This is a genomic window from Vibrio sp. CUB2 (assembly GCF_001557945.1).
In the GTDB taxonomy this organism is placed as follows: domain Bacteria; phylum Pseudomonadota; class Gammaproteobacteria; order Enterobacterales; family Vibrionaceae; genus Vibrio; species Vibrio owensii.
Window position 1 is genome coordinate 254,941 of sequence record NZ_LNRB01000002.1, and the last position, 25,913, is coordinate 280,853.

30 protein-coding genes are annotated in these 25,913 nt (G+C 45.7%); 15 read left to right on the forward strand and 15 right to left on the reverse strand.

Translation table 11 applies throughout. The features are described 5' to 3' along the window. Positions 1-62: 62 nt before the first annotated feature. Positions 63-701 (forward strand): peptide-methionine (S)-S-oxide reductase MsrA, encoded by a 639-nt coding sequence (gene msrA, locus ATB78_RS03460; RefSeq protein ID WP_020196535.1) that lies wholly within the window; start codon positions 63-65, stop codon positions 699-701. 49 nt (positions 702-750) lie between these two features. Here msrA and ATB78_RS03465 read toward each other — a convergent pair whose 3' ends face one another. Beyond that, positions 751-951 carry a DUF1107 domain-containing protein gene (locus ATB78_RS03465; RefSeq protein WP_009707816.1) on the reverse strand — a complete coding sequence of 67 codons (201 nt, stop codon included), beginning with the start codon at positions 949-951 and terminating at the stop codon, positions 751-753. Positions 952-1,167: 216 nt separating this feature from the next. Between ATB78_RS03465 and ATB78_RS03470 the strand changes: the two genes are divergently transcribed. From ATB78_RS03470 to ATB78_RS03500, 7 genes are all read left to right on the forward strand, one after another. Next, positions 1,168-1,719 (forward strand): YtfJ family protein, encoded by a 552-nt coding sequence (locus tag ATB78_RS03470; RefSeq protein WP_009707817.1) that lies wholly within the window; start codon positions 1,168-1,170, stop codon positions 1,717-1,719. A 176-nt stretch (positions 1,720-1,895) separates the two neighbouring features. Further along, on the forward strand, positions 1,896-2,195 hold the full coding sequence (locus ATB78_RS03475) for a DUF2607 family protein (RefSeq protein ID WP_005437348.1): 300 nt from the start codon (positions 1,896-1,898) through the stop codon (positions 2,193-2,195). A 99-nt stretch (positions 2,196-2,294) separates the two neighbouring features. Continuing rightward, positions 2,295-3,017, forward strand: coding sequence for a DUF2796 domain-containing protein (locus tag ATB78_RS03480; RefSeq protein ID WP_061007818.1), 723 nt, complete (start codon positions 2,295-2,297; stop codon positions 3,015-3,017). A gap of 52 nt (positions 3,018-3,069) precedes the next feature. Further along, positions 3,070-3,798, forward strand: a complete 729-nt coding sequence (locus ATB78_RS03485) for an ABC transporter ATP-binding protein (RefSeq protein WP_020196532.1) — start codon at positions 3,070-3,072, stop codon at positions 3,796-3,798. Then, the gene (locus tag ATB78_RS03490; protein WP_061007819.1) at positions 3,795-5,054 is read left to right on the forward strand and encodes an ABC transporter permease; all 1,260 of its coding nucleotides are present in this window, start codon (positions 3,795-3,797) and stop codon (positions 5,052-5,054) included. Before ATB78_RS03485 ends, ATB78_RS03490 begins: the two co-directional genes overlap by 4 nt. Before the next feature lie 5 nt (positions 5,055-5,059). Beyond that, positions 5,060-5,554 (forward strand): DUF3299 domain-containing protein, encoded by a 495-nt coding sequence (locus tag ATB78_RS03495; RefSeq protein WP_009707821.1) that lies wholly within the window; start codon positions 5,060-5,062, stop codon positions 5,552-5,554. A 339-nt stretch (positions 5,555-5,893) separates the two neighbouring features. Next, the gene (locus ATB78_RS03500; RefSeq protein ID WP_061007820.1) at positions 5,894-6,799 is read left to right on the forward strand and encodes a TIGR03899 family protein; all 906 of its coding nucleotides are present in this window, start codon (positions 5,894-5,896) and stop codon (positions 6,797-6,799) included. Positions 6,800-6,889: 90 nt separating this feature from the next. Here the strand turns inward: ATB78_RS03500 and cysC are convergent, their stop codons facing one another. The 5 genes from cysC to cobA form a co-directional block, all read right to left on the reverse strand. Continuing rightward, on the reverse strand, positions 6,890-7,507 hold the full coding sequence (cysC, locus tag ATB78_RS03505; protein WP_061007821.1) for an adenylyl-sulfate kinase: 618 nt from the start codon (positions 7,505-7,507) through the stop codon (positions 6,890-6,892). Positions 7,508-7,531: 24 nt separating this feature from the next. Further along, the gene (locus ATB78_RS03510) at positions 7,532-9,256 is read right to left on the reverse strand and encodes an SLC13 family permease (protein WP_061007822.1); all 1,725 of its coding nucleotides are present in this window, start codon (positions 9,254-9,256) and stop codon (positions 7,532-7,534) included. A 210-nt stretch (positions 9,257-9,466) separates the two neighbouring features. Beyond that, entirely contained in the window at positions 9,467-10,897 is a 1,431-nt protein-coding gene (gene cysN, locus ATB78_RS03515) for a sulfate adenylyltransferase subunit CysN (RefSeq protein ID WP_005528550.1), read from the reverse strand. Positions 10,898-10,915: 18 nt separating this feature from the next. Further along, a complete protein-coding gene (gene cysD, locus ATB78_RS03520; RefSeq protein WP_005430587.1) occupies positions 10,916-11,824 on the reverse strand; it encodes a sulfate adenylyltransferase subunit CysD in 909 nt (302 codons plus the stop codon). A gap of 59 nt (positions 11,825-11,883) precedes the next feature. Continuing rightward, the gene (cobA, locus tag ATB78_RS03525; protein WP_061007934.1) at positions 11,884-12,759 is read right to left on the reverse strand and encodes a uroporphyrinogen-III C-methyltransferase; all 876 of its coding nucleotides are present in this window, start codon (positions 12,757-12,759) and stop codon (positions 11,884-11,886) included. A gap of 275 nt (positions 12,760-13,034) precedes the next feature. Between cobA and cpdB the strand changes: the two genes are divergently transcribed. From cpdB to ATB78_RS03540, 3 genes are all read left to right on the forward strand, one after another. After that, the gene (cpdB, locus tag ATB78_RS03530) at positions 13,035-14,996 is read left to right on the forward strand and encodes a 2',3'-cyclic-nucleotide 2'-phosphodiesterase (protein WP_061007823.1); all 1,962 of its coding nucleotides are present in this window, start codon (positions 13,035-13,037) and stop codon (positions 14,994-14,996) included. A 97-nt stretch (positions 14,997-15,093) separates the two neighbouring features. Then, complete coding sequence (locus tag ATB78_RS03535) at positions 15,094-15,669, forward strand: Crp/Fnr family transcriptional regulator (RefSeq protein WP_061007824.1); 576 nt, start codon at positions 15,094-15,096, stop codon at positions 15,667-15,669. Between the two features lie 205 nt (positions 15,670-15,874). Further along, positions 15,875-16,222, forward strand: coding sequence for a hypothetical protein (locus ATB78_RS03540; protein WP_009707828.1), 348 nt, complete (start codon positions 15,875-15,877; stop codon positions 16,220-16,222). A gap of 60 nt (positions 16,223-16,282) precedes the next feature. Here ATB78_RS03540 and dbpA read toward each other — a convergent pair whose 3' ends face one another. Further along, entirely contained in the window at positions 16,283-17,662 is a 1,380-nt protein-coding gene (gene dbpA / locus ATB78_RS03545; protein ID WP_061007825.1) for an ATP-dependent RNA helicase DbpA, read from the reverse strand. Positions 17,663-17,808: 146 nt separating this feature from the next. Between dbpA and ATB78_RS03550 the strand changes: the two genes are divergently transcribed. Next, entirely contained in the window at positions 17,809-18,261 is a 453-nt protein-coding gene (locus tag ATB78_RS03550; RefSeq protein WP_061007826.1) for a GNAT family N-acetyltransferase, read from the forward strand. Further along, positions 18,262-19,122: a DMT family transporter gene (locus ATB78_RS03555; protein ID WP_061007827.1), complete on the forward strand. Its 861-nt coding sequence runs from the start codon at positions 18,262-18,264 to the stop codon at positions 19,120-19,122. It abuts the gene before it with no gap. A gap of 62 nt (positions 19,123-19,184) precedes the next feature. Here the strand turns inward: ATB78_RS03555 and ATB78_RS03560 are convergent, their stop codons facing one another. Then, a complete protein-coding gene (locus ATB78_RS03560) occupies positions 19,185-19,781 on the reverse strand; it encodes a LysM-like peptidoglycan-binding domain-containing protein (RefSeq protein ID WP_009707832.1) in 597 nt (198 codons plus the stop codon). A 231-nt stretch (positions 19,782-20,012) separates the two neighbouring features. Between ATB78_RS03560 and ATB78_RS03565 the strand changes: the two genes are divergently transcribed. Together ATB78_RS03565 and ATB78_RS03570 are read left to right on the forward strand one after the other, a co-directional pair. Beyond that, entirely contained in the window at positions 20,013-20,633 is a 621-nt protein-coding gene (locus tag ATB78_RS03565; protein WP_005437303.1) for an FKBP-type peptidyl-prolyl cis-trans isomerase, read from the forward strand. Positions 20,634-20,784: 151 nt separating this feature from the next. Further along, positions 20,785-21,264 carry a DUF2780 domain-containing protein gene (locus tag ATB78_RS03570; protein WP_061007828.1) on the forward strand — a complete coding sequence of 160 codons (480 nt, stop codon included), beginning with the start codon at positions 20,785-20,787 and terminating at the stop codon, positions 21,262-21,264. Positions 21,265-21,421: 157 nt separating this feature from the next. Here the strand turns inward: ATB78_RS03570 and rplQ are convergent, their stop codons facing one another. The 7 genes from rplQ to secY all read right to left on the reverse strand — a co-directional run bounded on the left by rplQ (position 21,422) and on the right by secY (position 25,894). After that, entirely contained in the window at positions 21,422-21,802 is a 381-nt protein-coding gene (rplQ, locus tag ATB78_RS03575; protein ID WP_005383141.1) for a 50S ribosomal protein L17, read from the reverse strand. 26 nt (positions 21,803-21,828) lie between these two features. After that, positions 21,829-22,821, reverse strand: a complete 993-nt coding sequence (gene rpoA, locus ATB78_RS03580; protein ID WP_005383143.1) for a DNA-directed RNA polymerase subunit alpha — start codon at positions 22,819-22,821, stop codon at positions 21,829-21,831. 24 nt (positions 22,822-22,845) lie between these two features. Next, the gene (gene rpsD, locus ATB78_RS03585) at positions 22,846-23,466 is read right to left on the reverse strand and encodes a 30S ribosomal protein S4 (protein WP_005383146.1); all 621 of its coding nucleotides are present in this window, start codon (positions 23,464-23,466) and stop codon (positions 22,846-22,848) included. Between the two features lie 27 nt (positions 23,467-23,493). Continuing rightward, positions 23,494-23,883 carry a 30S ribosomal protein S11 gene (gene rpsK, locus ATB78_RS03590; protein ID WP_001118870.1) on the reverse strand — a complete coding sequence of 130 codons (390 nt, stop codon included), beginning with the start codon at positions 23,881-23,883 and terminating at the stop codon, positions 23,494-23,496. 18 nt (positions 23,884-23,901) lie between these two features. Next, positions 23,902-24,258: a 30S ribosomal protein S13 gene (gene rpsM, locus ATB78_RS03595; RefSeq protein ID WP_005435100.1), complete on the reverse strand. Its 357-nt coding sequence runs from the start codon at positions 24,256-24,258 to the stop codon at positions 23,902-23,904. A gap of 149 nt (positions 24,259-24,407) precedes the next feature. Continuing rightward, a complete protein-coding gene (gene rpmJ, locus ATB78_RS03600) occupies positions 24,408-24,521 on the reverse strand; it encodes a 50S ribosomal protein L36 (RefSeq protein ID WP_000868186.1) in 114 nt (37 codons plus the stop codon). A gap of 38 nt (positions 24,522-24,559) precedes the next feature. After that, positions 24,560-25,894 (reverse strand): preprotein translocase subunit SecY, encoded by a 1,335-nt coding sequence (gene secY, locus ATB78_RS03605; RefSeq protein ID WP_005435093.1) that lies wholly within the window; start codon positions 25,892-25,894, stop codon positions 24,560-24,562. Positions 25,895-25,913 lie beyond the last annotated feature (19 nt).

The window sequence follows — 25,913 nt, forward strand, 5'->3', positions numbered from 1 at the left end:
ATCATATTCAGACTGAATAAAATAATTCGCAAAATTAAGACACGTATTGAAGGACAAATACCATGCTCAACAAACAGACAATGATCAGTATAGAAGATGCACTGCCTGGTCGAGAGGCATCAATGCAAATCGATGACACTCATTTTGTAAATCAATCGAGTTTAACGGCTCAGCCACAATCTCACCAACAACAAATTTTATTCGGAATGGGCTGCTTTTGGGGCGCTGAACGCCTGTTTTGGCAACTTGAAGGCGTTGTATCAACATCCGTCGGCTACGCAGGTGGCTACACGCAAAATCCCACTTACGATGAAGTTTGTACAGGCAAAACTGGCCATACCGAAGTGGTTCGCGTCGTATTCGACGAGCGCATAATATCTCTGGAGCAATTACTGGCAACGTTTTGGGAAAGACACGACCCTACGCAAGGAATGCGCCAAGGTAACGATTTAGGAACTCAGTACCGTTCTGCGATTTATACCTACTCGCCAGAACAACAAGATGCGGCAGAAAAATCAAAAATCCAATATCAACAAGCGTTGCAAGAAGATCAGCGAGCGGCAATCACGACAGAAATCCAAGCAGCGGGCCCTTACTACTTTGCAGAAACCTACCACCAGCAATATCTAGCAAAAAATCCAAACGGTTATTGTGGATTGGGCGGCACAGGTGTTTGCTTCCCACCGAGCCTTCAAGGTTAATCCGAAACGAAAAAGAGCGACGAAAGTCGCTCTTTTACAAATCTTGTCATTATACCGGGAGCGATAATATCGCTTGGTTTACTTCTCTAAATACAGAGAGTTGTTTGGGGTTTTTGACGTCAGGTAATAGTACTTTGCCGTTATCAAAACGGAACTCACCCACACCTGCAATTGAAAACTGACCTTTGAATAAAGTCTTTACGAAACGCGCCACCTGACGTGGACGGTAAACAGCAAACTCACGTAGCATAACCAACCTCAACATCCTTTTGAGAAAACACTGATTGCTCTTTCCTTGGCAACCTTTTATGCGCAATTTGCGACGTGGTTCATTCTATCAAATTTCAACGTTAACGCAACAATATTAGACATCATACGTTAAAGAATTGTTATAAACGGTTCTACATTTTTATTCACTGTAAGTATATACTTGGGAAGTCTCACAACACATATGGAACATAACAATATGAAAACTAAGACTCTCCTCCCTCTTTTCCTTGCTCTTACTCCGGGTCTAGCGCTTGCTCACAACCTGTCTCTTGGAGAGAGTGTACCCGCAGCAAAAGTTGATGCTTACGGTGAAATCGTACTGCAAGGTGAAGGTGTGGCTTACCAACCTTGGGCAACTCAACAGATGCTAGGTAAGGTCCGAGTTATTCAGGCTATTGCAGGACGCAGCAGCTCAAAAGAAATGAATGCACCATTGATGGTCGCACTTACTGACGCAAAATTCCCAGCAGACGCTTACCAAACCACAACCATCATCAATCAAGATGATGCAGTTTGGGGAACAGGTTCGTTTGTGAAGTCTTCAGCACAAGACAGCAAACAAGAATTTCCTTGGTCTTCTATGGTTCTGGATGAAAACGGTGTAGTGGCAAGCTCTTGGGCCCTAAAAGAAGAAAGCTCTGCAATCATTGTGCAAGATAAACAAGGTAAAGTGTTGTTCATCAAAGAAGGCGCGCTAACTCCTGATGAAATAACTCAAGTACTTGGACTTATCAAACAAAACATCTAGCTGTTTTACGCTCCTTGCCACACTTGGCAGGGAGCCACTTCCTTATCTCTCCCAGATTACTCTTCTCATAAGCACTTCTTTCACCAAAGATAATTTGCTCTGCACTAACAAAAGAGTGAACTTTTAGCGAAAATGGATGTTATATTATAACACCAAGTATCATTTCGGGCTTTAAGATGCACTATCGCTGGCTAGCAACCACACATCATTGGCGTCGCACTGTTGTCTTGCTCAGTGTTGCGTTACTGATCGTATGGAATTTCGCTACCATTGCCCATGAACTTGACCTAATTCCAGAACATCACAGCCACCATCACTGCCAAATGTTTGCAGGAGCTCATCATGGTCTGGTTAAGGCTCTACCAGAAATTCTCGCTCCAACGTATCAACGTTCAACGCATTCTGACGTTATCGAAAAGCACTTAAATGTCAGTGATGTGCGCTACACAGCACGTGCGCCGCCGATATTTGCTTAAACTTAAGAAGTCCCCATACTAGAAACAAAACTGGTTGCTAACCTCATGATTTAATTCAGCAACCACAGCAAAATAATTAAGCAAATTAGGAAAAAGAAAATGCCATCTAAACACGCTCTAGCTCTTGTTATCGGCCTATCACTAGCAGCAACTGCTAACGCAGAAGAATACCGTCAGCACGAAGCGCACGTTCACGGTCACGTAGAATTCAATATTGCTCAAGACGGTAAAGACCTATTGATTGAAATCACTTCTCCAGGCGCTGACGTAGTGGGCTTTGAACACGCACCAGAAAATGCAGAGCAAGAGCAAGCACTTAAACAAGCGATTGCTGCGCTAAAAGATACAGACAAGCTATTTGCTATCAACCAACAAGCAAAATGTGTGATTGAAGATGTTCATGTCTCTCACACACTAGGCCAAGATTCTCACGAGGGTCATGACCACCATGATCATGAAGGCCACGACCACGATAAGCATGACCACGAAGGTCACGATCATGACAAACATGACCACGACCATGATCACGAACACAAAGACCATGATCATGATGAGCATGCGCATGATGACCATGACGGCCATGAGCACCACGATCACGAAGGTCACGACCATGAAGGCCACGATCATGAACACGGCGGCCACGGTGAGTTTACTGTTGAATACCGTTACCACTGTGATTCAGTCGCAGACCTAAACAGCATTGATACAACTTGGTTCAAGCAGTTCCCAGCGACAGAATCAATCAGCGCAAACCTATTCACTGACACCACTCAGTCAGCGACAACGTTGAACAAAGGCAACACAAAGATCGCAATTAAATAACTCACATGGCGTGTGAGTGCTTACTCACACGCCATTGCTTTGGTAATTTATTATGACTGAAACCACGTCAAACGTTGTTGAGCTTGCTAACGCCCAGTTTGTCTGGCCCGGCTCTGAAAACGCGACCATTAATATTCCACACTTACACATCGCTCAAGGTGAGCATGTCTTTATCAAAGGCCCTAGCGGCTGTGGTAAATCGACTCTGCTTGCCCTACTAACTGGAATCAATACTCTTACATCGGGTTCTCTGTCTGTACTTGATACCGATCTTGCAAGTTTAAGAGCAAGTCAAAGAGACAAATTTCGTGCCGATCACATTGGTTATATCTTCCAACAATTCAATTTGTTGCCTTACTTGAATGTGATCGAAAACGTCCTAATTCCATGCCAATTCAGCAAAATTCGTCGAGATCGCGTTGCACCAAACGCTTCGACTGCAACGCTTGAAGAGCAAGCAACATCACTGCTAGAACGTTTGCATCTTCCGAAAGCACTGCACAATAAGCCTGTCTCTGAGCTGAGTATTGGTCAGCAACAACGCGTTGCAGCTGCCCGCGCACTGATCGGCCAACCTGAACTGGTTATCGCTGACGAGCCAACTTCAGCCTTGGATCATGACAACCGCAAAGCGTTTATTGAGTTATTGATGGAACAAGCCAATCTTGCCAACGCCACATTGGTTTTTGTTAGCCATGATCCAACTCTGGAATCTCTCTTCCACAGAACACTAAACTTGCCTGAAATCAATCAAGCGCAAACCCTAGGAGCCGCATCATGAGTGCCGTAGTAAAGCTCGCTTGGAAAAGCCTGATGAACCGCAAAGCGACGGCGATTCTTACCATCATGACCGTCGCGATTTCTGTTGTCCTTCTGTTAGACGTAGAGCGAATTCGCACTCAAGCCAAAGACAGTTTTGCCAACACCATTTCTGGTACTGATTTAATTGTCGGCGGGCGTTCAGGGCAGGTAAACCTGCTGTTGTACTCGGTTTTCAGAATCGGCAACGCAACCAACAACATTGACTGGAAAAGCTATGAAGAATTTGCCAATCACCGAGCCGTTGACTGGGCGATTCCTATTTCATTGGGTGATTCCCATAAAGGCTTCCGAGTCATGGGGACCAATCACAGCTATTTCGAACATTACAAGTACGGAAGTAAGCAACCACTAACTTTCTCTGAAGGTCGAGAATTCAACGGTTTATTCGAAACGGTTCTAGGTTCTGATGTCGCCAAAAAGCTGGGCTATAAAATCGGTAGTGAGATCATCATTGCCCATGGCATCAGTGATGTTGGCTTTAGCCGCCATGACAATTTGCCGTTTAAAGTCGTCGGTATTCTTGCACCAACAGGCACACCCGTCGACAAAACCGTCCACGTCTCATTGGAAGCAATTGAAGCGATACATGTCGGTTGGGAAAGTGGCGCTCGTCTTGGTCCAACACCGAGCGCAGAAGAGCTCAAGGCAAGAGACTTCCAGCCTAAGCAAATTACTGCGATGTTGATCGGCTTGAAATCGCGCATTCAAACCTTCGCCTTACAACGACAAATTAACACCTATCCGCAAGAGCCGCTTAGCGCCATCATGCCGGGTGTCGCCCTACACGAATTGTGGGGAATGATGTCTATTGCTGAGCAAGCGCTAATGGCGGTATCAGGGTTTGTCGTGGTTGCAGGTTTATTGGGGATGCTGAGCAGTCTACTCACCAGCTTACAAGAACGTCGCCGAGAAATGGCCATCCTACGAGCAATGGGAGCAAGACCAAAACACGTGTTCTCTTTGCTGATCAGCGAAGCAAGCTTACTGACATTTGCAGGCATCATTGTTGGGGTCGCAGGCTTGTATTCTATGCTTGCCCTCTTGCAACCGATAATCCAACAAAGTTATGGTATACACCTAACATTAACGGCACTGTCGCCGTATGAATGGATGTTGCTTGGTTTTGTGCAGTGCGCAGGCATTGTGATTGGCTTCATCCCTGCATTCCGTGCTTACCGACAATCGCTCAGTGATGGAATGACAATTAGGATTTAGTAAAGATGTGGAAAAAGATACTCGCTAGCTGCTTGCTACTGATTTCGTTCACTGCGCCAGTATTGGCAAGTGATGAACCGTTGAAACTCGACTGGATTGATCTAGTCCCTGAGAATGAACGCAAGATGTTCGACAGCGTAGGCATGCCTGCGACTGACCACACCGGTGGAGCAGCATTACAGTCAAAGATTGGTAATGTTCGTCCAGAACTGAACGGCAGCAAGGTAAAAATCCCTGGCTTTGTGATCCCATTAGAGGGTGATGCGAATACAGTGACGGAATTTTTGCTGGTGCCATATTTTGGCGCTTGTATCCACGTTCCACCGCCGCCACCAAACCAGATCATCTACGTGAAGTTTCCGAAAGGAGCGCCAGTACAAGAGTTGTGGGATGTCATTTATGTAGTGGGTACATTAAAGACCGAGACCATAGAACATGAACTGGCAGAAACGGCCTACGTGATTGATGGCTCAGCAATTGAAGCCTACGATGACATGTAGCTTGAAGCTCAATGAGCTCGTATAGCTGATTAAGTAGATACACCAAGGCGTCGATTCGGCGCCTTTTTTCTTTCTGTTAGTTAAACAATGTAGCGCGACAAATACGCTAATACACCAACATATAAAACCAAAAGTAGCGCTATCGACAGGTGCTTTCTCAGTTTGCTTACGTCTGAATATTTCATCACCCCTCCAAAATAACGATAACAATTTTAACAACTCATTATCATTTTGAATAGCCTTTATTCTGTCAATTTCAAGACATGCCTCTCTGGTCGAGAAAACAGGAAAGGTGTAAATTTAAGCAAGCGCTAATCGCCAGTCTTGGTAGGAAATGAAATGGCAGAACCAACAAAGCAACCTGTTGTTATCGAACACGAACCCACACAACAAAAACATACTCAGCATGAAAAGAAGTCTGGCTACATTAAAGACAGTGCGAGCCGTGTTCAAAGCATTGCCCAAATCTACGGGTTAGACGCATTGTTGCAAAGTGATCCTCCAGCTAAAACCGCACTTGAGCGAGCCCAATTAAGAGAACAACGCCGCCAAGAACAAAGACAGAAGAACTTAGAGCAGATCCTCAAACTGGCGCACAGTTCATGTCGAGATGAGACCGCAGGTGAACCTGATCAAGACTGGTTGTATCGCTTTTTCGATATGGCTCAGGACATCCACAACAGCTCGATGCAAAAACTCTGGGCTCAAGTTATGAAACGCGAAGTCACCAACCCCGGTTCAACTTCGATGAAAGCACTTAAAGTGCTGAAAGACATGTCGCCGAGAGAAGCCCAAACTCTGCAACGTGCCGCGACGTTAGCGTGCAGTTTTGGTGGTGATTCAAGTAGAAAACTTTTGATTGGCTACAAAGCGCATGGCGGAATATTCAGTTTTGGCAAACGCGATACCACCAGCAATCTCAACATGGGTAGCTTCCAACTTCCTTATTCAAGTTTGTTAGTGTTGATTGAATTGGGGCTGCTACACAGTACCGAATTAGAGTCTGGCGAAATTGGTATTGAAACGCCTCTGATGCTCAGCTACCAAGGTAAGAATTTGTCCTTGCAGGTGAATACAAAGGGCGTGCGTCTGCTTTACTACCGCTTTACTCCAACAGGTAATGAGTTGTGTAAGCTGCTTGGTAACAAGCCTAACAATCAATACTACGACCAGATGCTAGCGCTTCTAAATCAAAGATTTAGCGTTCATAGTGAAGCAAAAACCACAGTAAACCACACCGTTTAGTACATAAAAAAGAGCTTTTGGTCACCTATGATCCAAAAGCTCTTTTAACTGCTCAGTGACTTTTTGGCCACCCATGATCCAAATGCTTTTTTATCGGATCACACCACGTTGTTTAAGGTCGATTAAACACAACTCCACCAGCTCTTCGACACTCTTTTCGCCCGCTGGCAAATCAATTTCTGGGTTTGCTGGAGCTTGGTATTCAGAGTCAATACCGGTGAAATTCGGGATTTCTCCTGCGCGTGCTTTCTTGTACAAGCCTTTCGGGTCACGGTTTTCACACACTTCTAAAGACGCATTTACGAACACTTCAATAAACTCCCCCTCAGGCAGTAGATCACGCACCAATTGACGCTCTGCGCGATGAGGAGAAATAAATGCCGACAGCACAATCAAACCCGCGTCTGCCATCAGCTTCGCCAGTTCACCAATGCGCCGAATGTTCTCGCGACGGTCTTGCTCTGAAAAGCCTAAGTCGCTGCACAAGCCATGACGCACATTGTCGCCATCGAGCAAATAAGTGTGGTAACCCAGTTCTGCTAAGCGATTTTCCAATGCACCAGCCACCGTTGATTTGCCCGCGCCAGACAGCCCAGTAAACCAAAGTACTGCTGGCTTCTGTTTTTTTAATCCAGCACGAAACTGTTTATCAACCGAGTGCTGATGCCAAACGATGTTTTCATCTTTTACCGGAGTTTCGGCAGTCATAACGTATCCTTGTAAATTTACAGATTAAAACGGAAAGAAGACCGGAATCAGCGTCAGTACTAGCACTGAATACACGATAGAAATCGGCACGCCAATTCGCACATAATCGGTCAATTTGTAATTCCCTACACTGTATACCAATAAGTTTGTTTGGTATCCGTAAGGAGAAATAAAACTGGCACTGGCGCCAAACAGCACCGCCATAATGAAAGGCATTGGGTCAACGCCATAACCTACCGCCATGCTATAGCCAATAGGGAAAGACAGCGCTGCCGCCGCATTGTTGGTCACGAGCTCGGTTAACACCAACGTCATGATGTAAGTGGCGACCAGCGCACCAAACACACCCCACCCATTAAAGGCTTCAATAAACATATCGCCCATTCGCACCGATAAACCAGACGAAATCATCAACTGTGCAATAGATAACGCTGAGCCGACAATCACCACAATATCAATTGGGAAACGACGACGAAGCTCTGACAGTTGAATCACGCCAAAGGCAAGCAGTGCTATCAAATAAGCTGCCAAACCTTTGATAATAGGGACAAGCTCCAACAACGCACAGCCAATCACTGCCGCAAAACCAAACAGAACTAAAGCGGATTTATTCGAGTCCAAGCGCGCGCTGGAATCCAGATCGTTGACTAAAACAAACTCTTTACGGTGCGCACGTCGCTCTGCCTCAAATCGTTTGCCGGGAACCAAAACCAATGTATCACCCGCCGCTAAAGTGATATTGCCTAAGCCACCTTCAAGGCGTTCATGACCACGACGAATCGCTACGACTACCGCATCAAATCGGTCACGGAAACGGCTTTCTTTAAGGGTTTTATGACAGAAGGTCGCCGATGAACTGACTACCACTTCAATGAAATTCTGACCATTGAGATGTTGATGACCAAACAGCGTTAACCCGGGAATCTCTTGTAATGTCGCCACGCTTTCTACATCACCACAAAATAGCAATCGGTCCTTGGCATTCAATACAAAGTCTGGACCAACAGAAGAAACCGTCACACCATCGCGAATCACTTCAGCAAGGAACAATTTTCTCAGTGCGCGTAAGTTATTTTCGGTAATGGTACGACCGACCAAAGGTGAACCAGGCTCAACACGAGACTCTAAGAAGTAAGGTAAGTCCTCTTGGTTTTGGTCATCGTAATTAGGTAATAGATAGCTCAGCGGGATGAGGATAAGCACACCGCCCACCAACACCGCTAAGCCAATCATGGTTGGAGTAAAGAAGCTCAAGCTTGGCAGGCCGGCATCTTCAACAAAACTGTTGATGATTAAGTTGGTCGAGGTACCAATCAACGTCAACGTACCACCAAAAATCGCCGCATAAGAGAGTGGAATCAGAAGCTTAGAAGGCGCATGTTGTTGGTTGCGTTTAATCGCACCAATTAACGACACCACAACCGCCGTGTTGTTCGTGAAAGAGGAAAGTAAAGCGGTAGAAAAGCCCAACTTGGCAATTACACTACCAAGATGACCTTCAGAAATACTGCGACTGACCCAGCTGATCAATAAGGTTTTTTCTAATGCGCTCGATGCGAGGATCAGCAGCACTAGGGTCAAAAGTGAAGAATTAGTAAAGTTTGCCGCAATGCTATTGAGCTCAATCATCCCCGCCATAAAGGCGATGAAAGCAGCTCCTGCAAATACGTAACTTGGTTTAATTTTGGTTACGAGTAAACAAGTGATAATGCCAAGCAAAATCGCTAATACAAATCCTTGTTCCCACATAGCCAATCCTTACCAATAAACCCGATACGGGCACAACAACGACTCGTGCAAACTTAGTTGCACGGAGTGACAAACGAGTAACCAGACAAAAAAGCAAAGCAAGCGAAAAAGAACGCCAGAATGCTCGGTTTCTTGGGCTTCCGGAGCATTCTGGATTCGGGGGAAATCAGCCTGATGGGTTTCGCAACCCCATCAGGCTAGGTGAACCAATTACTTCTTCAATAACTGGCTCAGGTCCTTAGCTTCCCAATGCGGGAAGTGCTTACGAACCAAAGCATTAAGTTCAAGTTCGAACGCTGAAACATCCGCAAGACCACGCTCAACAGCCGCTAGGCTTTCTTTCACCATGCCCGCACCAACCGTTACATTGGTTAGACGATCGATGATGATAAAGCCGCCGGTATCGGCACAATCTTGGTAGTTATCCAACGCGACAGATTCGTTCAGCGACCACTCACACAAACCAATGCCGTTGAGCGGCAATTCAGCTGCACCGTGAGTCGAAAGATTGTTGATGTCGTACTGGTGACGAATCGCTTCAACGTGACCAACCGTCTTCTTACCAGCAATCTTAATGTCGTAATCACGACCCGGTTGCAGCGGTTGCTCTGTCATCCAAACTACGTCAGCCAACAAGTGGTTAGTTGACTCCACTTGCGCATTTTCTAGCACCAGCAAATCACCACGACTGATGTCGATTTCGTCATTCAGCGTCAACGTCACAGCCAGACCTGCTTGTGCTTCCTGTACATCGCCATCGAAAGTCACGATACGTGCAACAGTTGAGGTTTTGCCTGATGGCAGCGCCTTAATCGCATCGCCTACTTTCACCGAACCCGATGAAATCGTGCCAGCAAAGCCGCGAAAGTCGAGGTTAGGACGGTTTACATACTGAACAGGGAAACGGAAGTCACCTTCGCCTTTCTCGTGGTCAACATCCACAGTCTCAAGTAGCTCAAGCAGAGACGGACCTTCAAACCAGCTTAGGTTTTGTCCTTTCTCTACTACGTTGTCGCCTTCTAGCGCTGACAACGGAATAATTTGGATATCCGTCTCACCCGCTAGGTTTTCTGAGAACTGTAGGTACTCATCACGGATCTCTTCAAAACGTTCTTGTGAGTAATCCACCAAGTCCATTTTGTTGATAGCAACAACGAAGTGTTTCAAGCCCAATAGGTTAGAAATGAATGAGTGACGACGCGTTTGGTCCAACACACCTTTACGTGCATCAACCAGAATCACAGCCAAATCACAGGTCGATGCACCTGTTGCCATGTTACGCGTGTACTGCTCATGCCCTGGCGTGTCAGCAATGATGAACTTACGTTTCTGCGTCGAAAAGTAACGGTAAGCCACATCAATGGTGATGCCTTGCTCGCGTTCTGCTTGTAGACCATCTACCAGCAATGCCAAATCTGGCTTTTCACCCGTGGTGCCTACGCGTTGGCTATCCGAGTGAACTGCTGCTAGCTGATCTTCATAAATTTGTTTTGAGTCATGGAGTAAGCGACCGATTAGGGTACTTTTACCGTCATCTACCGAGCCACAAGTCAGGAATCTAAGTAACGACTTGTACTGGTGTTGTTTTAAATAGCCTTCAATACCAAGCTCGGCTAATTGAGCTTCAACTGCACTGTTCATTATCTTTCCTTAGATCCTTTAGAAGTAACCTTGACGTTTCTTAAGCTCCATCGATCCTGACTGATCGTGGTCGATCGCACGACCTTGGCGCTCACTTGAGGTTGCCACCAGCATTTCTTCGATGATGCCTGTTAGCGTGTTGGCTTCAGACTCAATCGCGCCAGTCAGTGGGTAACAACCCAAAGTACGGAAACGCACACTCTTCTCTTCAATCACTTCACCTGGTTCTAGCTTCATGCGGTCATCATCTACCATGATCAGCATGCCATCACGCTCAACAACAGGTCGCTTGTCTGCAAGGTACAGAGGCACGATCTCGATGTTTTCTAGGTAGATGTATTGCCAGATATCCAGCTCAGTCCAGTTTGAAAGTGGGAACACACGAATGCTCTCCCCTTTGTTTACTTGACCGTTGTATGTTTTCCAAAGCTCCGGACGTTGGTTTTTTGGATCCCAGGTATGGTTCTTATCGCGGAATGAGTAAACGCGCTCTTTTGCACGTGACTTCTCTTCATCACGACGCGCACCACCGAATGCCGCATCAAAACCGTACTTGTTCAGAGCCTGCTTCAAACCTTGAGTCTTCATGATGTCAGTATGCTTTGAAGAGCCGTGCACAAATGGGCTACAACCCATTGCTAGACCTTCTGGGTTCTTATGAACCAAAAGCTCAAAGCCGTATTTCTCAGCGGTACGATCACGAAACTCGATCATCTCGCGGAATTTCCAATCCGTATCTACGTGCAGTAGTGGGAATGGAATTTTGCCTGGGTAGAAGGCTTTACGCGCAAGATGCAACATGACTGATGAATCTTTACCAATCGAATACATCATGACTGGGTTATCGAACTCAGCAGCAACTTCGCGGATGATATGAATACTCTCCGCTTCGAGTTGTTTAAGGTGAGTTAAACGTTGTTGGTCCATGTTTTGTCTTTCCTTTTTAAGCTTGAAGGCTCATTACGTCCCTAATCTTTGGTCTGAAATTATATGGAGCTGGCAATAGCACTTTTGTTGAATTCAGTACTAGACAAAAACCAGTCCAACTTTTGAGACAGACGCACAACTTCGCCGACAACAATCAAAGACGGAGCTTGAGCTTCTTTAGATAATTCAGATAGTTGAGAAAGTTTTCCGGTGAAAACTTTTTGCTGGATTTGCGTACCGCGTTCGATGATGGCGATAGGGGTTGAGGCTGCCCTACCATGTTTGATGAGCTGATTCTGAATATAGTGTGATTTCATCAGTCCCATGTAGATCACTAAAGTCTGATTCCCGCGCGCGAGCGTCGACCAGTCCATGTCGTCACTTTCTTCTTTAAGATGACCCGTAACAAACAGTGCTGATTGCGCGTAATCACGATGCGTCAGCGGGATACCTGCATAAGCGGTCGCACCTGCAGCAGCAGTAATGCCCGGAACCACTTGAAAACGCACACCAGCATCAGCCAAAACTTCCAGCTCTTCACCACCGCGACCAAACACAAATGGATCGCCGCCTTTAATGCGCACCACTTTGTAACCTTGCTTAGCAAAGTCCACCAGCAATTGGTTGGTCTTCTCTTGCGGTACACTGTGGTGCCCGGCACGTTTACCCACGCACACCAAAATGGTTTCGCTTGGGATTAACGCCATGATCTCGTCAGACACTAGGTAGTCGTAAAGCACGACGTCAGCTTGTTGTAGGCAGTTGAGTGCTTTCAGCGTTAATAGCTCAGGGTCACCTGGGCCGGCACCAACAAGGGCAACTTCACCTGGCTGAAGAGGTTGCTTACTGAAACGCGGAAGATCGGCAGCTTGGTTATCCGAAACCAGCCGAGGCTTATTGATTGGGAAATTCGTTACTGAATCGTTAACTGCCATGTGCTTGCTCATCATCCATTGATATCGTTATGGATGGCATTATGGCGGTGGGTTTATATTACCGGAAATTCTAAAATTTCATTTTTTATTCAAAAAACTGCTAAGAAGCTTTTGTTAGGTCTCATTCAAAATGGTGAAAAAGGCATCAGTCTGACACTTTCCTCCGCATTTAATTGCCTAATGTTCACAGTTTTCTGCATCTTAGCCTGAGCTTGCACTAATATTTGTTACATTACGCTGTACGACCCCTCTATCCCATTTAATTGGAGCACCTCATGAAAATGGCAGTTAATCCCGTATCCGTCGCAGTTTTAAGCGGTATGTTGACGCTTGCAGGTCCAGCAATGGCGGACACTATCAAGCTACGTATTATTGAAACCACCGACATTCACACCAATGTGATGGATTACGACTACTACAAAGATCAGCCTTCTCAGCAAATCGGTCTTAGCCGTGCGGCGACACTGGTTAAGCAAGCTCGTGAAGAAGCAGTGAACAGTGTTTTGGTCGACAATGGCGACTTGATTCAAGGCAGCCCAATGGGCGATTACATGGCAGCGAAAGGGATTAATGCTGGCGAAATCCATCCGGTATACAAAGCGATGAACCAGTTGGATTACGATGTGGGTAACATTGGTAACCACGAATTCAACTACGGTCTTGAGTTCCTGAAAAACTCTATCGACGGTGCAAACTTCCCTTATGTTAGTGCTAACGTTTTCGACAAGAAGACAGGTGAGCACTACTTCAAACCTTATCTCATTAAAACGCACACGTTCAAAGACATTGATGGTCAAAACCACGAAATCAAAGTGGGTTACATCGGCTTCGTACCACCGCAAATCATGGTATGGGATAAGAAAAACCTAGAAGGTAAAGTCTTCGCTGAAGACATCACTGAGACAGCGAAAAAGCTGGTTCCTCAGGTGAAGAAAGAAGGCGCAGACGTGATTGTGGCGATCCCACACTCAGGCATTTCGACTGATCCATACAAGCTAGGCGCTGAAAACTCGGTTTACTACCTCACAGAAGTTGAAGGTATTGATGCGATTGCCTTTGGTCACTCTCACGCTGTATTCCCGGGTAAAGACTTTGCCAAACTGCAAGGTGTCGACAACGCCAAAGGCACAATTAATGGCGTAACCGCAGTCATGCCAGGTCGCTGGGGTAGCCACGTTGGCGTAATGGACTTGATGCTGAAAGAAAAAGACGGCAAGTGGCAAGTGGTTGAAGGTCAATCTGAAGCGCGCCCTATCTTCGATAAAGCTAACAAGAAATCTTTGGCAGAAGCCGATAAAGGCATCGTGGATGCACTTGTTGATGACCATAAAGGCACGCGTGAATTCGTCAACCAACCAATTGGCAAAGCAAATGACGTGATGTATAGCTTCCTAGCGCTTGTACAAGATGATCCAACGATTCAAATCGTAAACCTAGCGCAGAAAGATTACGTGGAACGCTTTATCCAAGGCGACCCAGACCTTGAAGGCATTCCAGTATTAAGCGCAGCGGCACCATTTAAAGTCGGCGGACGTAAAGACGATCCAAATGGTTTCACCGAGGTCGAATCGGGTCAGCTGACTTTCCGTAATGCCGCGGATCTTTACTTATACCCGAATACGCTGGTAGCAATGAAGGTTAAAGGCAAAGAAGTTCACGAATGGCTAGAGTGTAGTGCAGGTCAGTTCAATCATATTGATGTTAACAGCACCCAACCTCAGTCTTTGATCAACTGGGATAGCTTCCGTACTTACAACTTCGACGTGATTGATGGTGTGAACTACCAAATCGATGTTACTCAACCGCCGAAGTACGATGCGGATTGTAAAGTGATCAACCCAGATTCACAGCGTATCGTGAACCTGACTTACAACGGTAAGCCAGTAGATCCAAAACAAGACTTCATCATCGCTACTAACAACTACCGTGCTTACAGCGCAACCTTCCCAGGCACTGGTCCGGACTTCATCGCGTTTGATGCTCCAGATGAGAACCGCTCTGTAGTGGCCGCTTACATCTCTCGCATCAGTAAAGAGCAAGGCGAAGTGACACCAAGCGCGGATAACAACTGGTCTTTCGCACCAATCAAATCGGATAACAAACTTGATGTTCGTTTTGAAACCTCACCAAGTGATAAAGCTGCGCAGTTCATCAAAGAGAAAGGGCAATACCCGATGAAACGTGTCGCCACTGACGAAGTTGGTTTCGCGATTTACCAAATTGACCTGAATAAGTAAGGCAAGTTTGGCAATGATTTCAAGCGGCTCTCATGAGCCGCTTTTTTGTTGTCAGTAAAAACCGTTAGAATGAGAAAAACCGTTTCTGAGTTATCACATGCACAGCGATCTTTTTTCTGACTTAATCAATCATGGCTTCCTCGAAGATGAAGCGAATCAGCTAATTGAACATGGGCAACAGCTAGAGTTGCCGACACGCCATATTCTCAATCACCAAGGTGAATCCAGTTCGCACATCTACTTTGTGTTAGAGGGTTTATGCCATGCCAGTTATCTAACCGATAAAGGGAAGGAGTTCAGTAAAGAGTTCTACTGGGAAAAGGATTGGGTGATTGGCTTTGAAGGGCTTATTAAGAATCAGCCCTCGCCGTACTTATTAGAAACGCTGACACCTTGTCATCTGTTTTGCTTGCCGATTGAAGTGCTACACCAATGGCGTGAAGAAAAGCATCCTATTTACTTAAAGCTGCTCGAAGCGCAATTAATGCATAAAGAAAACAAAGAACGCTTTATGTTGCTCTACTCACCAGAAGAGCGTTACCAACTATTTTGTCAGCATTACCCAGCCTTAGTACAGCGTATTACCGATAGCCAGATTGCCGCTTACTTGGGGATTACCGCGATCAGTTTAAGTCGAATAAAAACCCGTTTGAAGCAGCATCACGAAAAGTAAAACTAAAATAATATTGACAAAAAACAATCACTTTCAGTAGTCACACTCTTATTATTAACTAACGCTATTTGTTTGAAGTATAAGAAAAAATCTCAAATCCCATCTGGATATGCATAAGGATATACCACACCCTGCATAGCCAAATTTCATATCATTCGCCTCACATTGTGGGCGAGTGTTTCATCATGAGTTAAGGGAAAAGATTATGTTTGGAAAACTGAAAGCCGCCGCCGGTGATGCCGCAAACAATAAAGCAGCAACACTCATAACGACACACGTAGAACCCGTAATGGAAGAAATCCAAGGCTACTCTCCGGCAGTTATCATGGAAGATGAGACCTACCAGAGCCAAGTGATTGAGCCGACGCTCGTTGCACTTCAAGCGGCTTCGTCAGGCGTGACCTCAATGCTGCCAAACTTTAATGAGAAATTTAGCGCCTGCATGTTCCACCTTCGTGGCGAACTGCTCGAACTATCAGAAGATAAAGTCGCACTGATCGACGACTTCAAACAGCAGCTACCTGCAGCTGTTATGGAAGGCTTAAAGCTATAGCGGTGTACAAAAACAAAAAAACGGCTAAATCGTTAGCCGTTTTTTGCTGTATTGCTGATATTACTTCAATAAACGGGCACGGAACTGACGACCTTTCATCTTGCCGTTACTGATAGTTTGTAGCGCTTTCTTCGCCACTGACTTTTCTACCGCAACATAAGCACGCATTGGGAACAGGTGAATCTTACCCACTTGCGCGCCTGTAATGCCATTTTTACCCGTTAAGCAACCCAGAATGTCGCCTGCGCGCACTTTCTGCTTCTTACCGCCATCAATGTTAATCGTCACCATCTTCGCTTGATATGGCTGCTGATTTGATTTCGCTGGCAGTGTTGCCGGTACTACGTCCATATCTAGATACTCTTCGATACGAGCCACACGTAAGCCGTCTTTTTCACCAAAGAAGCTGAATGCTAAGCCTTTGCTGCCAGCACGACCGGTACGACCAATACGGTGAACGTGGACCTCTGGGTCACGAGACAATTCGAAGTTAAATACCGCATCTAGATTGTCAACGTCCAAACCGCGTGCCGCCACATCTGTTGCAACAAGGATCGAAACACTCTTGTTAGCAAACTGAACCAAGGCTTGGTCACGTTCGCGTTGTTCTAGATCCCCATGAAGATCGATAACACTGAACCCTTTGTGATGCAGTTCATCTGCTACATTCTGAACTTCTTTCTTCGTGTTACAGAACACCACTGCCGACTCTGGCTGGTGAGTCAGTAGTAGGTTAGCAAGGGCTTCATCGCGCGCTTCTGAACCTTCCACGTTGTAAAAGTACTGCGCAATGCTCGACGTATCGTGAGTGGATTCTACTTTGATCATCTCTGGCGATTGCATAATACGTTGAGCGATCTGTTCGATCTTTTCAGGGAACGTTGCACTAAATAGTAAAGTTTGACGCTGCTTTGGTGCAGCTTCAATGATCGCATCGAGTGCATCTTGGAAGCCCATATCTAGCATACGGTCCGCTTCATCCAGAACCAGCGTGTTTAGCTCTTCTAGGTTAATGCGACCTTTCTCTAGGTGATCAAGGATACGACCTGGCGTACCAACAAGAATGTGAGCGCCATGTTCTAGTGAACCGATTTGCGGTCCCATTGGCATACCACCACACAATGTCAGTACTTTAATGTTGTGAATGCTACGGCCCAAAGTACGAATTTCTTTTGCCACCTGATCAGCCAGTTCACGCGTCGGACAAAGCACCAAAGATTGTACACGGAAGCGCTTCACGTTTAGGTTGGACAATACGCCCAGACCAAATGCTGCCGTTTTACCTGAGCCAGTTTTACCCTGACCAATTACATCACGCTGATTCAAAATCGCAGGTAAGCTCAACGCTTGAATTGGCGTCATATGGGTGTAGTTCAATGATTCAAGCGTCTCTAGTAGCGCTGAAGTAAGCCCTACTTGGTCAAAAGTTTGTTTGCTCACAGGGAAATATCCTCAGGTGGGATGAAAAAGAGGGCACATTATCGCCAGATTTGTCACGAAGACCAGTGAAAATTAACCATTGTTAATGAGTAATAGCAGAAAACGACGTAAAGTCAGCTGCATTCGCTTATTAATGGATATTGGAAATGATCAACTGGACTGCCCTACCTTTCTCTCAACTGACAACAACACAACTCTACGAGATGCTGCGCCTGCGCGTTGATGTATTTGTGGTAGAACAAACCTGTCCATATCCAGAGCTGGACGGCAAAGATACGTTAGAAGGCGTGTATCACCTATTGGGCTATCAGAGCGATGAGCTGGTTGCCTGCGCTCGATTATTGCCTGCTGGTACCACTTACGACAATGTGAGCATCGGCCGTGTGGTAACCAAACAAAGCGCTCGCGGTGGTGGTCTTGGACATGAACTGCTTGAGCAAGCTTTACAACATTGCCAACAGTTTTGGACAGGCCAAACGATCGATATCGGAGCACAAGAACACCTAATGGCTTTCTATGCGAGCCATGGCTTTGAAGTGATTTCTGAAAGCTACCTTGAAGATGGTATCCCTCATGTCGATATGCGCCGAGTAAGCTAAATGTCGCCTCACCACCTGGCACTACTCTTACTGGTGATCGGAAATTTGGCGGCATCACTCTCCGATGTCGCCGTCAAACTGATTGAAGGCGGCATTAGCCCGTTCCAATATATGTTTGTTCGCCAACTGGCTTCACTGCTGCTCATCTTACCTTTCTATCTCAGACAACAACCGGATAAACGTAGCCTGAAGCAAGCGCCTATAACGATTTTACGTGCGCACCTGATATTGATTGGCAGTGGTTGTATGATGGTTGCGGTGACTCACCTCCCTCTGGCAACTGCCAACGCGGTATTTTACGCCGCCCCTATTCTAATGCTACCACTATCGATATTGTTTCTTAACGAGCACCCACCTCTGAGCAAAATTCTACTAACTTGCTTCGGGTTCCTTGGTGTCTTAGTGGTATTACGGCCGGATCACTTTCATTGGGCAGCACTGTTTGCACTCGGCACGGCGACCACACTGGCGATGTTCAATATATTGGTAAGAAAACTACCGAGCGAACAATCAGTCGTGACCACACTTTGGTGGACTACGCTGTTCTCGTTACCTATATCCGCAATATTAGCTGGGGTTTACTGGCAATCAATAACGTGGCAAGAACTGGCATTGGTTATCGCGAGCGCGGTTTGCATCTTAAGTTATAACGGATTGGCAGTATTGGCCTATCAAAAAGCGCCAGCGGGAGAGATTGCATTAGCTGAATACTCAGGCTTAGTGTTTGTCACACTCTTTGGGATATGGTGGTTTGATGAAATTCCAGATTGGCTGACTGCTGTTGGGATAATAATGATCGTATTACCGCTTTTACCATGGAATAAAAGAAAAACACTCGCTGGAAAACAAATTAAACGTTAACAAATCAACAGACATAAAAAAGGCGCGAATCATCGCGCCTTAAGAATAATGGTTATCTAACGTTATTTGTTGCGACCAAATGTGCCATCAGATAAACGGAAGAACATCACCGACTCGCCACTTTTCTCTAGCTGAAGCATATCTAATTTACCATCGTCAGCAAGCTTAAAGCGCACTAATTGACCTTGCTTAATGCGACTCAAAGGCTTGTCGCTGCCTTCAATTTTAACTAGGGCGTTTAAGTCTGCCATCGGCAATTGGTTACTGCGGAATACTTGGGCTAGTGTATCGCCGTTCTTCACCGTGTACTCTTTCCACTGCTCAGACTTAGGCTCTGAGTTTTGTGCAGAGCGCTGCTCACTTAAGCTTTGCGCGTTCAACTGAATCGCAACACGTTGATTCTCTACTTGGGTGTCTTCAAGTAGCACTTCTGTATCTTTTGGTACTGGGATGATCAAAAGCACCAACACCACTGGCACCAATACCATCAGTGCACGTTGATGTAGTTTTGGAAGACGATGCCAAAACTGAGTCACAGGCTGTAATCTTTCCTGCCACTTCTCTTTATTGAATGGCTGCTTCCAATCGATAGCAGCGAGCTTTTGTTTCATCAATTCGACATGGTCGACTTGCTGCTTTTTCTTTCTGCGACGATTCATTCTGATGAGTCCCTTAATACTTCTGATGTCAGTATAAAAATACCAGCGCGGAGAGTATATGTTTTTCGCCAAAGTAAAATGTAATTTGGCGTAAATTAGCAGAAATTTCACTTGGAGTAAGAGATAAGTCACACCCTCTACTCCTCATAGAGACATTCGAGCGCAATCATTTAAACCTAGCCTCGAACCTGATATCCTGTGCCTTTATCACTCCTAATAAGAGCGACATTCATGTCTGAAATTAAATTTGAAACTGCAGAACAAAAAGCAAGCTACGGTATTGGTCTGCAAATGGGTCAGCAACTTGCTGGTTCTGGTCTAGAAGGTCTTAGCGTTGACGCTATCGCTGCTGGTATTGCAACTGCACTAACTGGTGACATGCCTTCTATCGAAATCGACGAAATCAACAACGCACTGCAAGAGCTACACACTCGTGCAGAAGCAGTTCGTCAAGAAGCAGCTAAAGCTGCAGCGGCTGACGGCGAAGCGTTCCTAAAAGATAACGCTCTACGTCCAGAAGTAAACGTTCTTGAGTCTGGTCTTCAGTACGAAATCATCACTGAAGGTACTGGTGAAATCCCAACTGCTGCATCTCAAGTACGTGTTCACTACCATGGTGAGCTAACTGACGGCACTGTATTCGACAGCTCTGTATCTCGCGGTCAACCTGCTGAGTTCCCAGTAACTGGCGTAATCAAAGGTTGGGTTGAAGCTCTTCAACTAATGCCTGTTGGTTCTAAGTGGAAACTATACATCCCACAAGATCTAGCATACGGTGAGCGTGGCGCAGGTGCTGCTATCCCTCCATTTGCTGCTCTAGTATTCGAAGTAGAACTACTAGACATCCTATAATTGAGACTCTCCTCAATACAAATTCGAAGCGGCGCTCACTAGCGCCGCTTTTTTTGTCTAAAATAAACAGACTTAAGCTCAACAACCTTAATGTCTCTGTTATCTTAAGTAGTGAATAAACAATAATAATCGCAAGCCACACGGAGGTATTATGCGTAAAACACTTCTCACCTTAACGCTGCTTTCAATGAGCATTGGTACAGCCCACGCTTTTCTCGATGCTGTAACCGATAAGGAAAGCCAAGAAGGCTTAATGGACATGGTCAGCCAAGGTATGAATGCGGAATCATCTCCACTCACCGATTTACTCACTAGCCAATTGCCCGTGTCAACCGAGCAAGCAGCAGGTGGTACGGGAGCCTTGTTAGCACTTGCACAAAGTCAGTTATCAGACCAAAACAGCAGCGAGCTGAAATCCCTAATTCCAGGCATGTCGAGTCTAGATGGTGCGCAAAGCTTATTAGGTAATATTGAAAGTTTAAGTGCAGTACAAAGTACTTTTGATAAATTAGGACTAGACCCATCGATGATCAGTCAGTTTGCGCCAGTGATACTTGGCTATCTAGGTGACCAAGGCGCAAGTGAAGGCTTGCTGAATTCGTTAAGCGGATTGTGGGGTTCAGGCAACTAGACGTTTCGCCTAAACATAAATTAAGACTCAATATTCGATTATCGAAGATTAGCTTCGAGAGGGGAGACGGAAAAGTAAGTGTGTTTTCCCTTTCAAATACAACAGATACAAAAAAGCCGAGCTAATGCTCGGCTTTTTTTGTTCTTACGAACTGAGATTACTCAGCAGCTTCTTCAGCAGCTGGGCGATCTACAAGCTCAATGTAAGCCATTGGAGCTTTATCACCAGCACGGAAGCCAGCTTTTAGGATACGAGTGTAACCGCCCTGACGAGCAGCAAAACGTGGACCTAGTTCGTTAAACAGTTTTGCAACTACTTCGTTATCACGAGTACGTGCAAATGCTAGACGACGGTTAGCAACACTGTCAGTCTTAGCTAGTGTAATCAAAGGCTCAACTACGCGACGTAGCTCTTTTGCTTTTGGCAAAGTAGTCTTGATAACTTCATGACGTACTAGAGAGCTAGCCATGTTGCTGAACATCGCTTTACGATGTGAGCTGTTGCGGTTGAGTTGACGACCACTCTTACGATGGCGCATGACCTAATCCTTCTAACTAGTATCGATTAATCTTCAGCGATTGATGCAGGTGGCCAGTTTTCTAGGCGCATGCCCAGAGACAGACCACGTGACGCAAGTACGTCTTTAATCTCAGTAAGAGATTTTTTACCAAGGTTAGGCGTTTTAAGTAGCTCAACCTCAGTACGTTGTACTAGATCACCGATGTAGTGAATCGCTTCTGCTTTCAGACAGTTAGCAGAGCGAACTGTTAGTTCAAGATCGTCTACAGGACGCAGTAGGATCGGATCGAATTCTGGCTTCTCTTCCTTCTCCTCAGGTACACGTACATCACGAAGATCTACGAACGCATCCAATTGCTCAGCTAGGATAGTAGCTGCACGACGGATTGCTTCCTCAGGTTCTAGAGTACCGTTTGTTTCCATATCGATAACAAGCTTGTCTAGATCAGTGCGCTGTTCTACACGAGCTGCTTCTACAGCGTAGGCAATTTTGTCTACAGGGCTGTAAGTAGCATCTACTAGTAGGCGACCGATTGGACGCTCGTCTTCTTCGTTATGGATACGCGCAGAAGCTGGAACATAACCACGACCACGTTCAACTTTGATACGCATTGCGATCTCAGCGTTGTCATCCGTTAGGTGACAAATTACGTGTTCAGGGTTAGCGATCTCTACATCACCATCATGGGTGATGTCACCTGCAACCACAGGGCCCGAGCCTGATTTGTTCAAAGTAATGAACACTTCATCTTTGCCTTCGGCAACGCGCACAGCCAAACCTTTAAGGTTTAGAAGAATTTCAAGAATATCTTCTTGAACGCCTTCTTTCGTGCTGTACTCATGAAGTACGCCTTCAATTTCTACTTCTGTTACAGCACAACCTGGCATAGAAGATAGAAGGATGCGGCGAAGTGCATTACCCAGAGTATGACCAAAGCCACGCTCTAATGGCTCAAGAGTTACTTTTGCGTGAGTCGAGCTGATTTGTTCGATGTCAACTAGACGTGGCTTAAGAAATTCTGTTACAGAACCCTGCATTGTGTCCTCTCTTTAGTTTAAACCTTACTTAGAGTAAAGCTCGACGATCAATTGTTCGTTGATGTCAGCTGATAGATCAGAACGCTCAGGCATACGCTTGAATGTACCTTCCATCTTGCCACCATCTACTTCAATCCAAGTTGGTTTTTCACGTTGTTCAGCAACTTCTAGAGCTGCTTTGATACGAGCTTGCTGTTTAGCTTTCTCGCGGATAGAAACAACGTCATTAGCCGCTACTTTGAAAGAAGGAACGTTTACAACTTTACCGTTAACTAGGATAGCTTTGTGGCTAACTAGCTGACGTGCTTCTGCGCGAGTTGCGCCAAAGCCCATGCGGTAAACTACGTTATCAAGACGACCTTCAAGAAGCTGAAGCAGGTTCTCACCTGTGTTGCCTTTAAGACGTGCAGCTTCTTTGTAGTAGTTACGGAATTGTTTTTCTAGAACGCCGTACATACGACGAACTTTTTGCTTCTCACGAAGCTGAACGCCATACTCAGATAGACGACCGCGACGAGCGCCGTGTACACCTGGTGCGTTATCAATTTTACACTTGGTATCGATCGCGCGAACACCAGACTTAAGGAATAAGTCAGTGCCTTCACGACGGCTAAGCTTCAGCTTAGGACCCAAATATCTTGCCATGATCTTTCTCCAGTAATCTAAAAAACGTTATACGCGACGTTTCTTAGGTGGACGACAACCGTTATGAGGGATTGGTGTAGCATCAACGATGTTTGTGATGCGGAAACCAGCAGCGTTCAGTGCGCGAACAGTAGATTCACGACCTGGACCTGGACCCTTAACCATAACTTCCAAGTTCTTTAGACCGTATTCTTTAGCCATTTCAGCACAACGCTCAGCAGCAACCTGTGCAGCGAACGGAGTAGACTTACGAGAACCACGGAAACCAGAACCACCTGCAGTAGCCCAAGCTAGAGCATTACCTTGACGGTCAGTAATGGTTACGATTGTGTTATTGAAAGAAGCATGGATGTGCGCAACGCCATCTGCAACTTGCTTGCGTACGCGCTTACGAGCGCGAGTTGGTTGTTTAGCCATTGTACTCTACCTTCCCGATTATTTCTTGATCGGCTTACGCGGACCCTTACGGGTGCGAGCATTGGTTTTAGTACGCTGTCCACGTAGTGGTAGACTGCGACGATGACGAAGACCACGGTAACAGCCAAGGTCCATAAGACGCTTGATGTTCATAGATACTTCACGACGTAGATCACCTTCTACAGTGTACTTAGCTACACCATCACGCAGTTGATCGATCTGCTCTTCAGTTAGTTCACTGATCTTAACATCTTCAGCAATACCCACTTCAGCTAGGATAGCTTGAGAGCGAGTTTTACCGATGCCGTAGATTGACGTAAGTGCAATCACAGCATGTTTTTGATCAGGAATGTTAATGCCTGCTATACGGGCCATTATTCACTCCTAAGTGTTTCTATAAAAGAATTAGCCGCAGCAAAGCCCGTTATGGATACGCTGCGGAGTACTACTTCTTTTGCACGCAAAAGGTAGGCCGAGGAATATACTCGACCTAACCTTCGTTTTCAAGTAAAAATTTCTGCTAATTAGCCTTGGCGCTGTTTGTGCTTTGGCTCACTGCAAATCACGCGAACGACACCGTTACGCTTGATTACTTTACAGTTACGGCAGATTTTTTTAACGGAAGCACGAACTTTCATTGCTAAACTCCGTAATTGAAACTGAGTCTACCGCCGTATTAACGACCGTAGCCTTTCAGATTCGCTTTCTTCAACACAGAATCATACTGTTGAGACATCAGATGAGTCTGTACCTGTGCCATAAAGTCCATGATAACAACAACTACGATAAGTAGTGATGTACCGCCGAAGTAGAAACGTACGTTCCACGCGACCATCATGAACTCGGGAATCAGACAGATAAAGGTAATGTACAGTGCGCCCGCTAGGGTTAAACGTGTCATTACTTTATCGATGTACTTCGCTGTCTGCTCACCTGGGCGGATACCGGGTACGAATGCACCGGACTTCTTCAAGTTATCCGCTGTTTCACGCGGGTTGAAAACCAACGCCGTGTAAAAGAAACAGAAGAAGATAATCGCTGCTGCATAAAGCATTACATACAGAGGCTGACCTGGGCTAAGAGCCAAAGACACGTCAGTTAACCAACCGAACGCGCTGCTCTCACCGTTCTGACCAAACCACTGAGCCAGTGTTCCTGGGAACAGGATAATACTTGATGCAAAAATCGCTGGAATAACACCTGCCATATTAATTTTAAGTGGCAGATGCGAGCTTTGTGCAGCAAATACTTTACGACCTTGTTGACGCTTAGCGTAGTTAACGACGATTCGGCGTTGACCACGTTCCATGAAAACAACGAAGTAAATTACTGCGAAAGCTAATACCGCGATTAACAGTAGAAGAAGTACATGCAATTCACCTTGACGCGCTTGCTCGATTGTTTGACCGATTGCAGAAGGCAATCCAGCAACAATACCTGCAAAAATCAGAATGGAAATACCATTACCGATTCCTCGCTCTGTAATTTGTTCACCTAACCACATTAGGAACATGGTACCGGTTACTAAACTTACGGTAGCAATTAGCGTAAACATGGTTTGGTTCATTACAACCAGATTGTCGACCATGTTTGGTAAGCCAGTTGCAATACCAATAGCTTGGAATGTTGCAAGTACAAGCGTGCCGTAGCGTGTATATTGGCTGATCTTACGACGGCCTGCTTCACCCTCTTTCTTGAGTTCCGCTAACGCTGGATGAACTACAGTTAGCAATTGGACAACAATAGATGCCGAAATATACGGCATGATGCCCAATGCTAATATAGATGCACGCTCAAGAGCACCACCGGAGAACATGTTAAACATTTCAACGATGGTACCTTTTTGCTGTTCGAACAAATCGGCAAGTACAGCAGCGTCAATACCAGGAATCGGCACAAATGAGCCGGCTCGGAATACTAAAAGTGCACCAATTACGAATAACAAGCGCGACTTTAGTTCACTTAAGCCGCTCTGAGCACTACGAAAATCTTGTCCTGGTTTCTTAGCCATCTGTACCTCGTTCCTCGAG

Excerpts from the sequence above, each read along its gene's own strand:
- msrA (WP_020196535.1), top strand. The coding sequence starts at position 63 with ATGCTCAACAAACAGACAATGATCAGTATAGAAGATGCACTGCCTGGT.
- ATB78_RS03465 (WP_009707816.1), bottom strand. The coding sequence starts at position 951 with ATGCTACGTGAGTTTGCTGTTTACCGTCCACGTCAGGTGGCGCGTTTC.
- ATB78_RS03470 (WP_009707817.1), top strand. The coding sequence starts at position 1,168 with ATGAAAACTAAGACTCTCCTCCCTCTTTTCCTTGCTCTTACTCCGGGT.
- ATB78_RS03475 (WP_005437348.1), top strand. The coding sequence starts at position 1,896 with ATGCACTATCGCTGGCTAGCAACCACACATCATTGGCGTCGCACTGTT.
- ATB78_RS03480 (WP_061007818.1), top strand. The coding sequence starts at position 2,295 with ATGCCATCTAAACACGCTCTAGCTCTTGTTATCGGCCTATCACTAGCA.
- ATB78_RS03485 (WP_020196532.1), top strand. The coding sequence starts at position 3,070 with ATGACTGAAACCACGTCAAACGTTGTTGAGCTTGCTAACGCCCAGTTT.
- ATB78_RS03490 (WP_061007819.1), top strand. The coding sequence starts at position 3,795 with ATGAGTGCCGTAGTAAAGCTCGCTTGGAAAAGCCTGATGAACCGCAAA.
- ATB78_RS03495 (WP_009707821.1), top strand. The coding sequence starts at position 5,060 with ATGTGGAAAAAGATACTCGCTAGCTGCTTGCTACTGATTTCGTTCACT.
- ATB78_RS03500 (WP_061007820.1), top strand. The coding sequence starts at position 5,894 with ATGGCAGAACCAACAAAGCAACCTGTTGTTATCGAACACGAACCCACA.
- cysC (WP_061007821.1), bottom strand. The coding sequence starts at position 7,507 with ATGACTGCCGAAACTCCGGTAAAAGATGAAAACATCGTTTGGCATCAG.
- ATB78_RS03510 (WP_061007822.1), bottom strand. The coding sequence starts at position 9,256 with ATGTGGGAACAAGGATTTGTATTAGCGATTTTGCTTGGCATTATCACT.
- cysN (WP_005528550.1), bottom strand. The coding sequence starts at position 10,897 with ATGAACAGTGCAGTTGAAGCTCAATTAGCCGAGCTTGGTATTGAAGGC.
- cysD (WP_005430587.1), bottom strand. The coding sequence starts at position 11,824 with ATGGACCAACAACGTTTAACTCACCTTAAACAACTCGAAGCGGAGAGT.
- cobA (WP_061007934.1), bottom strand. The coding sequence starts at position 12,759 with ATGGCAGTTAACGATTCAGTAACGAATTTCCCAATCAATAAGCCTCGG.
- cpdB (WP_061007823.1), top strand. The coding sequence starts at position 13,035 with ATGAAAATGGCAGTTAATCCCGTATCCGTCGCAGTTTTAAGCGGTATG.
- ATB78_RS03535 (WP_061007824.1), top strand. The coding sequence starts at position 15,094 with ATGCACAGCGATCTTTTTTCTGACTTAATCAATCATGGCTTCCTCGAA.
- ATB78_RS03540 (WP_009707828.1), top strand. The coding sequence starts at position 15,875 with ATGTTTGGAAAACTGAAAGCCGCCGCCGGTGATGCCGCAAACAATAAA.
- ATB78_RS03550 (WP_061007826.1), top strand. The coding sequence starts at position 17,809 with ATGATCAACTGGACTGCCCTACCTTTCTCTCAACTGACAACAACACAA.
- ATB78_RS03555 (WP_061007827.1), top strand. The coding sequence starts at position 18,262 with ATGTCGCCTCACCACCTGGCACTACTCTTACTGGTGATCGGAAATTTG.
- ATB78_RS03560 (WP_009707832.1), bottom strand. The coding sequence starts at position 19,781 with ATGAATCGTCGCAGAAAGAAAAAGCAGCAAGTCGACCATGTCGAATTG.
- ATB78_RS03565 (WP_005437303.1), top strand. The coding sequence starts at position 20,013 with ATGTCTGAAATTAAATTTGAAACTGCAGAACAAAAAGCAAGCTACGGT.
- ATB78_RS03570 (WP_061007828.1), top strand. The coding sequence starts at position 20,785 with ATGCGTAAAACACTTCTCACCTTAACGCTGCTTTCAATGAGCATTGGT.
- rplQ (WP_005383141.1), bottom strand. The coding sequence starts at position 21,802 with ATGCGCCATCGTAAGAGTGGTCGTCAACTCAACCGCAACAGCTCACAT.
- rpoA (WP_005383143.1), bottom strand. The coding sequence starts at position 22,821 with ATGCAGGGTTCTGTAACAGAATTTCTTAAGCCACGTCTAGTTGACATC.
- rpsD (WP_005383146.1), bottom strand. The coding sequence starts at position 23,466 with ATGGCAAGATATTTGGGTCCTAAGCTGAAGCTTAGCCGTCGTGAAGGC.
- rpsK (WP_001118870.1), bottom strand. The coding sequence starts at position 23,883 with ATGGCTAAACAACCAACTCGCGCTCGTAAGCGCGTACGCAAGCAAGTT.
- rpsM (WP_005435100.1), bottom strand. The coding sequence starts at position 24,258 with ATGGCCCGTATAGCAGGCATTAACATTCCTGATCAAAAACATGCTGTG.
- rpmJ (WP_000868186.1), bottom strand. The coding sequence starts at position 24,521 with ATGAAAGTTCGTGCTTCCGTTAAAAAAATCTGCCGTAACTGTAAAGTA.
- secY (WP_005435093.1), bottom strand. The coding sequence starts at position 25,894 with ATGGCTAAGAAACCAGGACAAGATTTTCGTAGTGCTCAGAGCGGCTTA.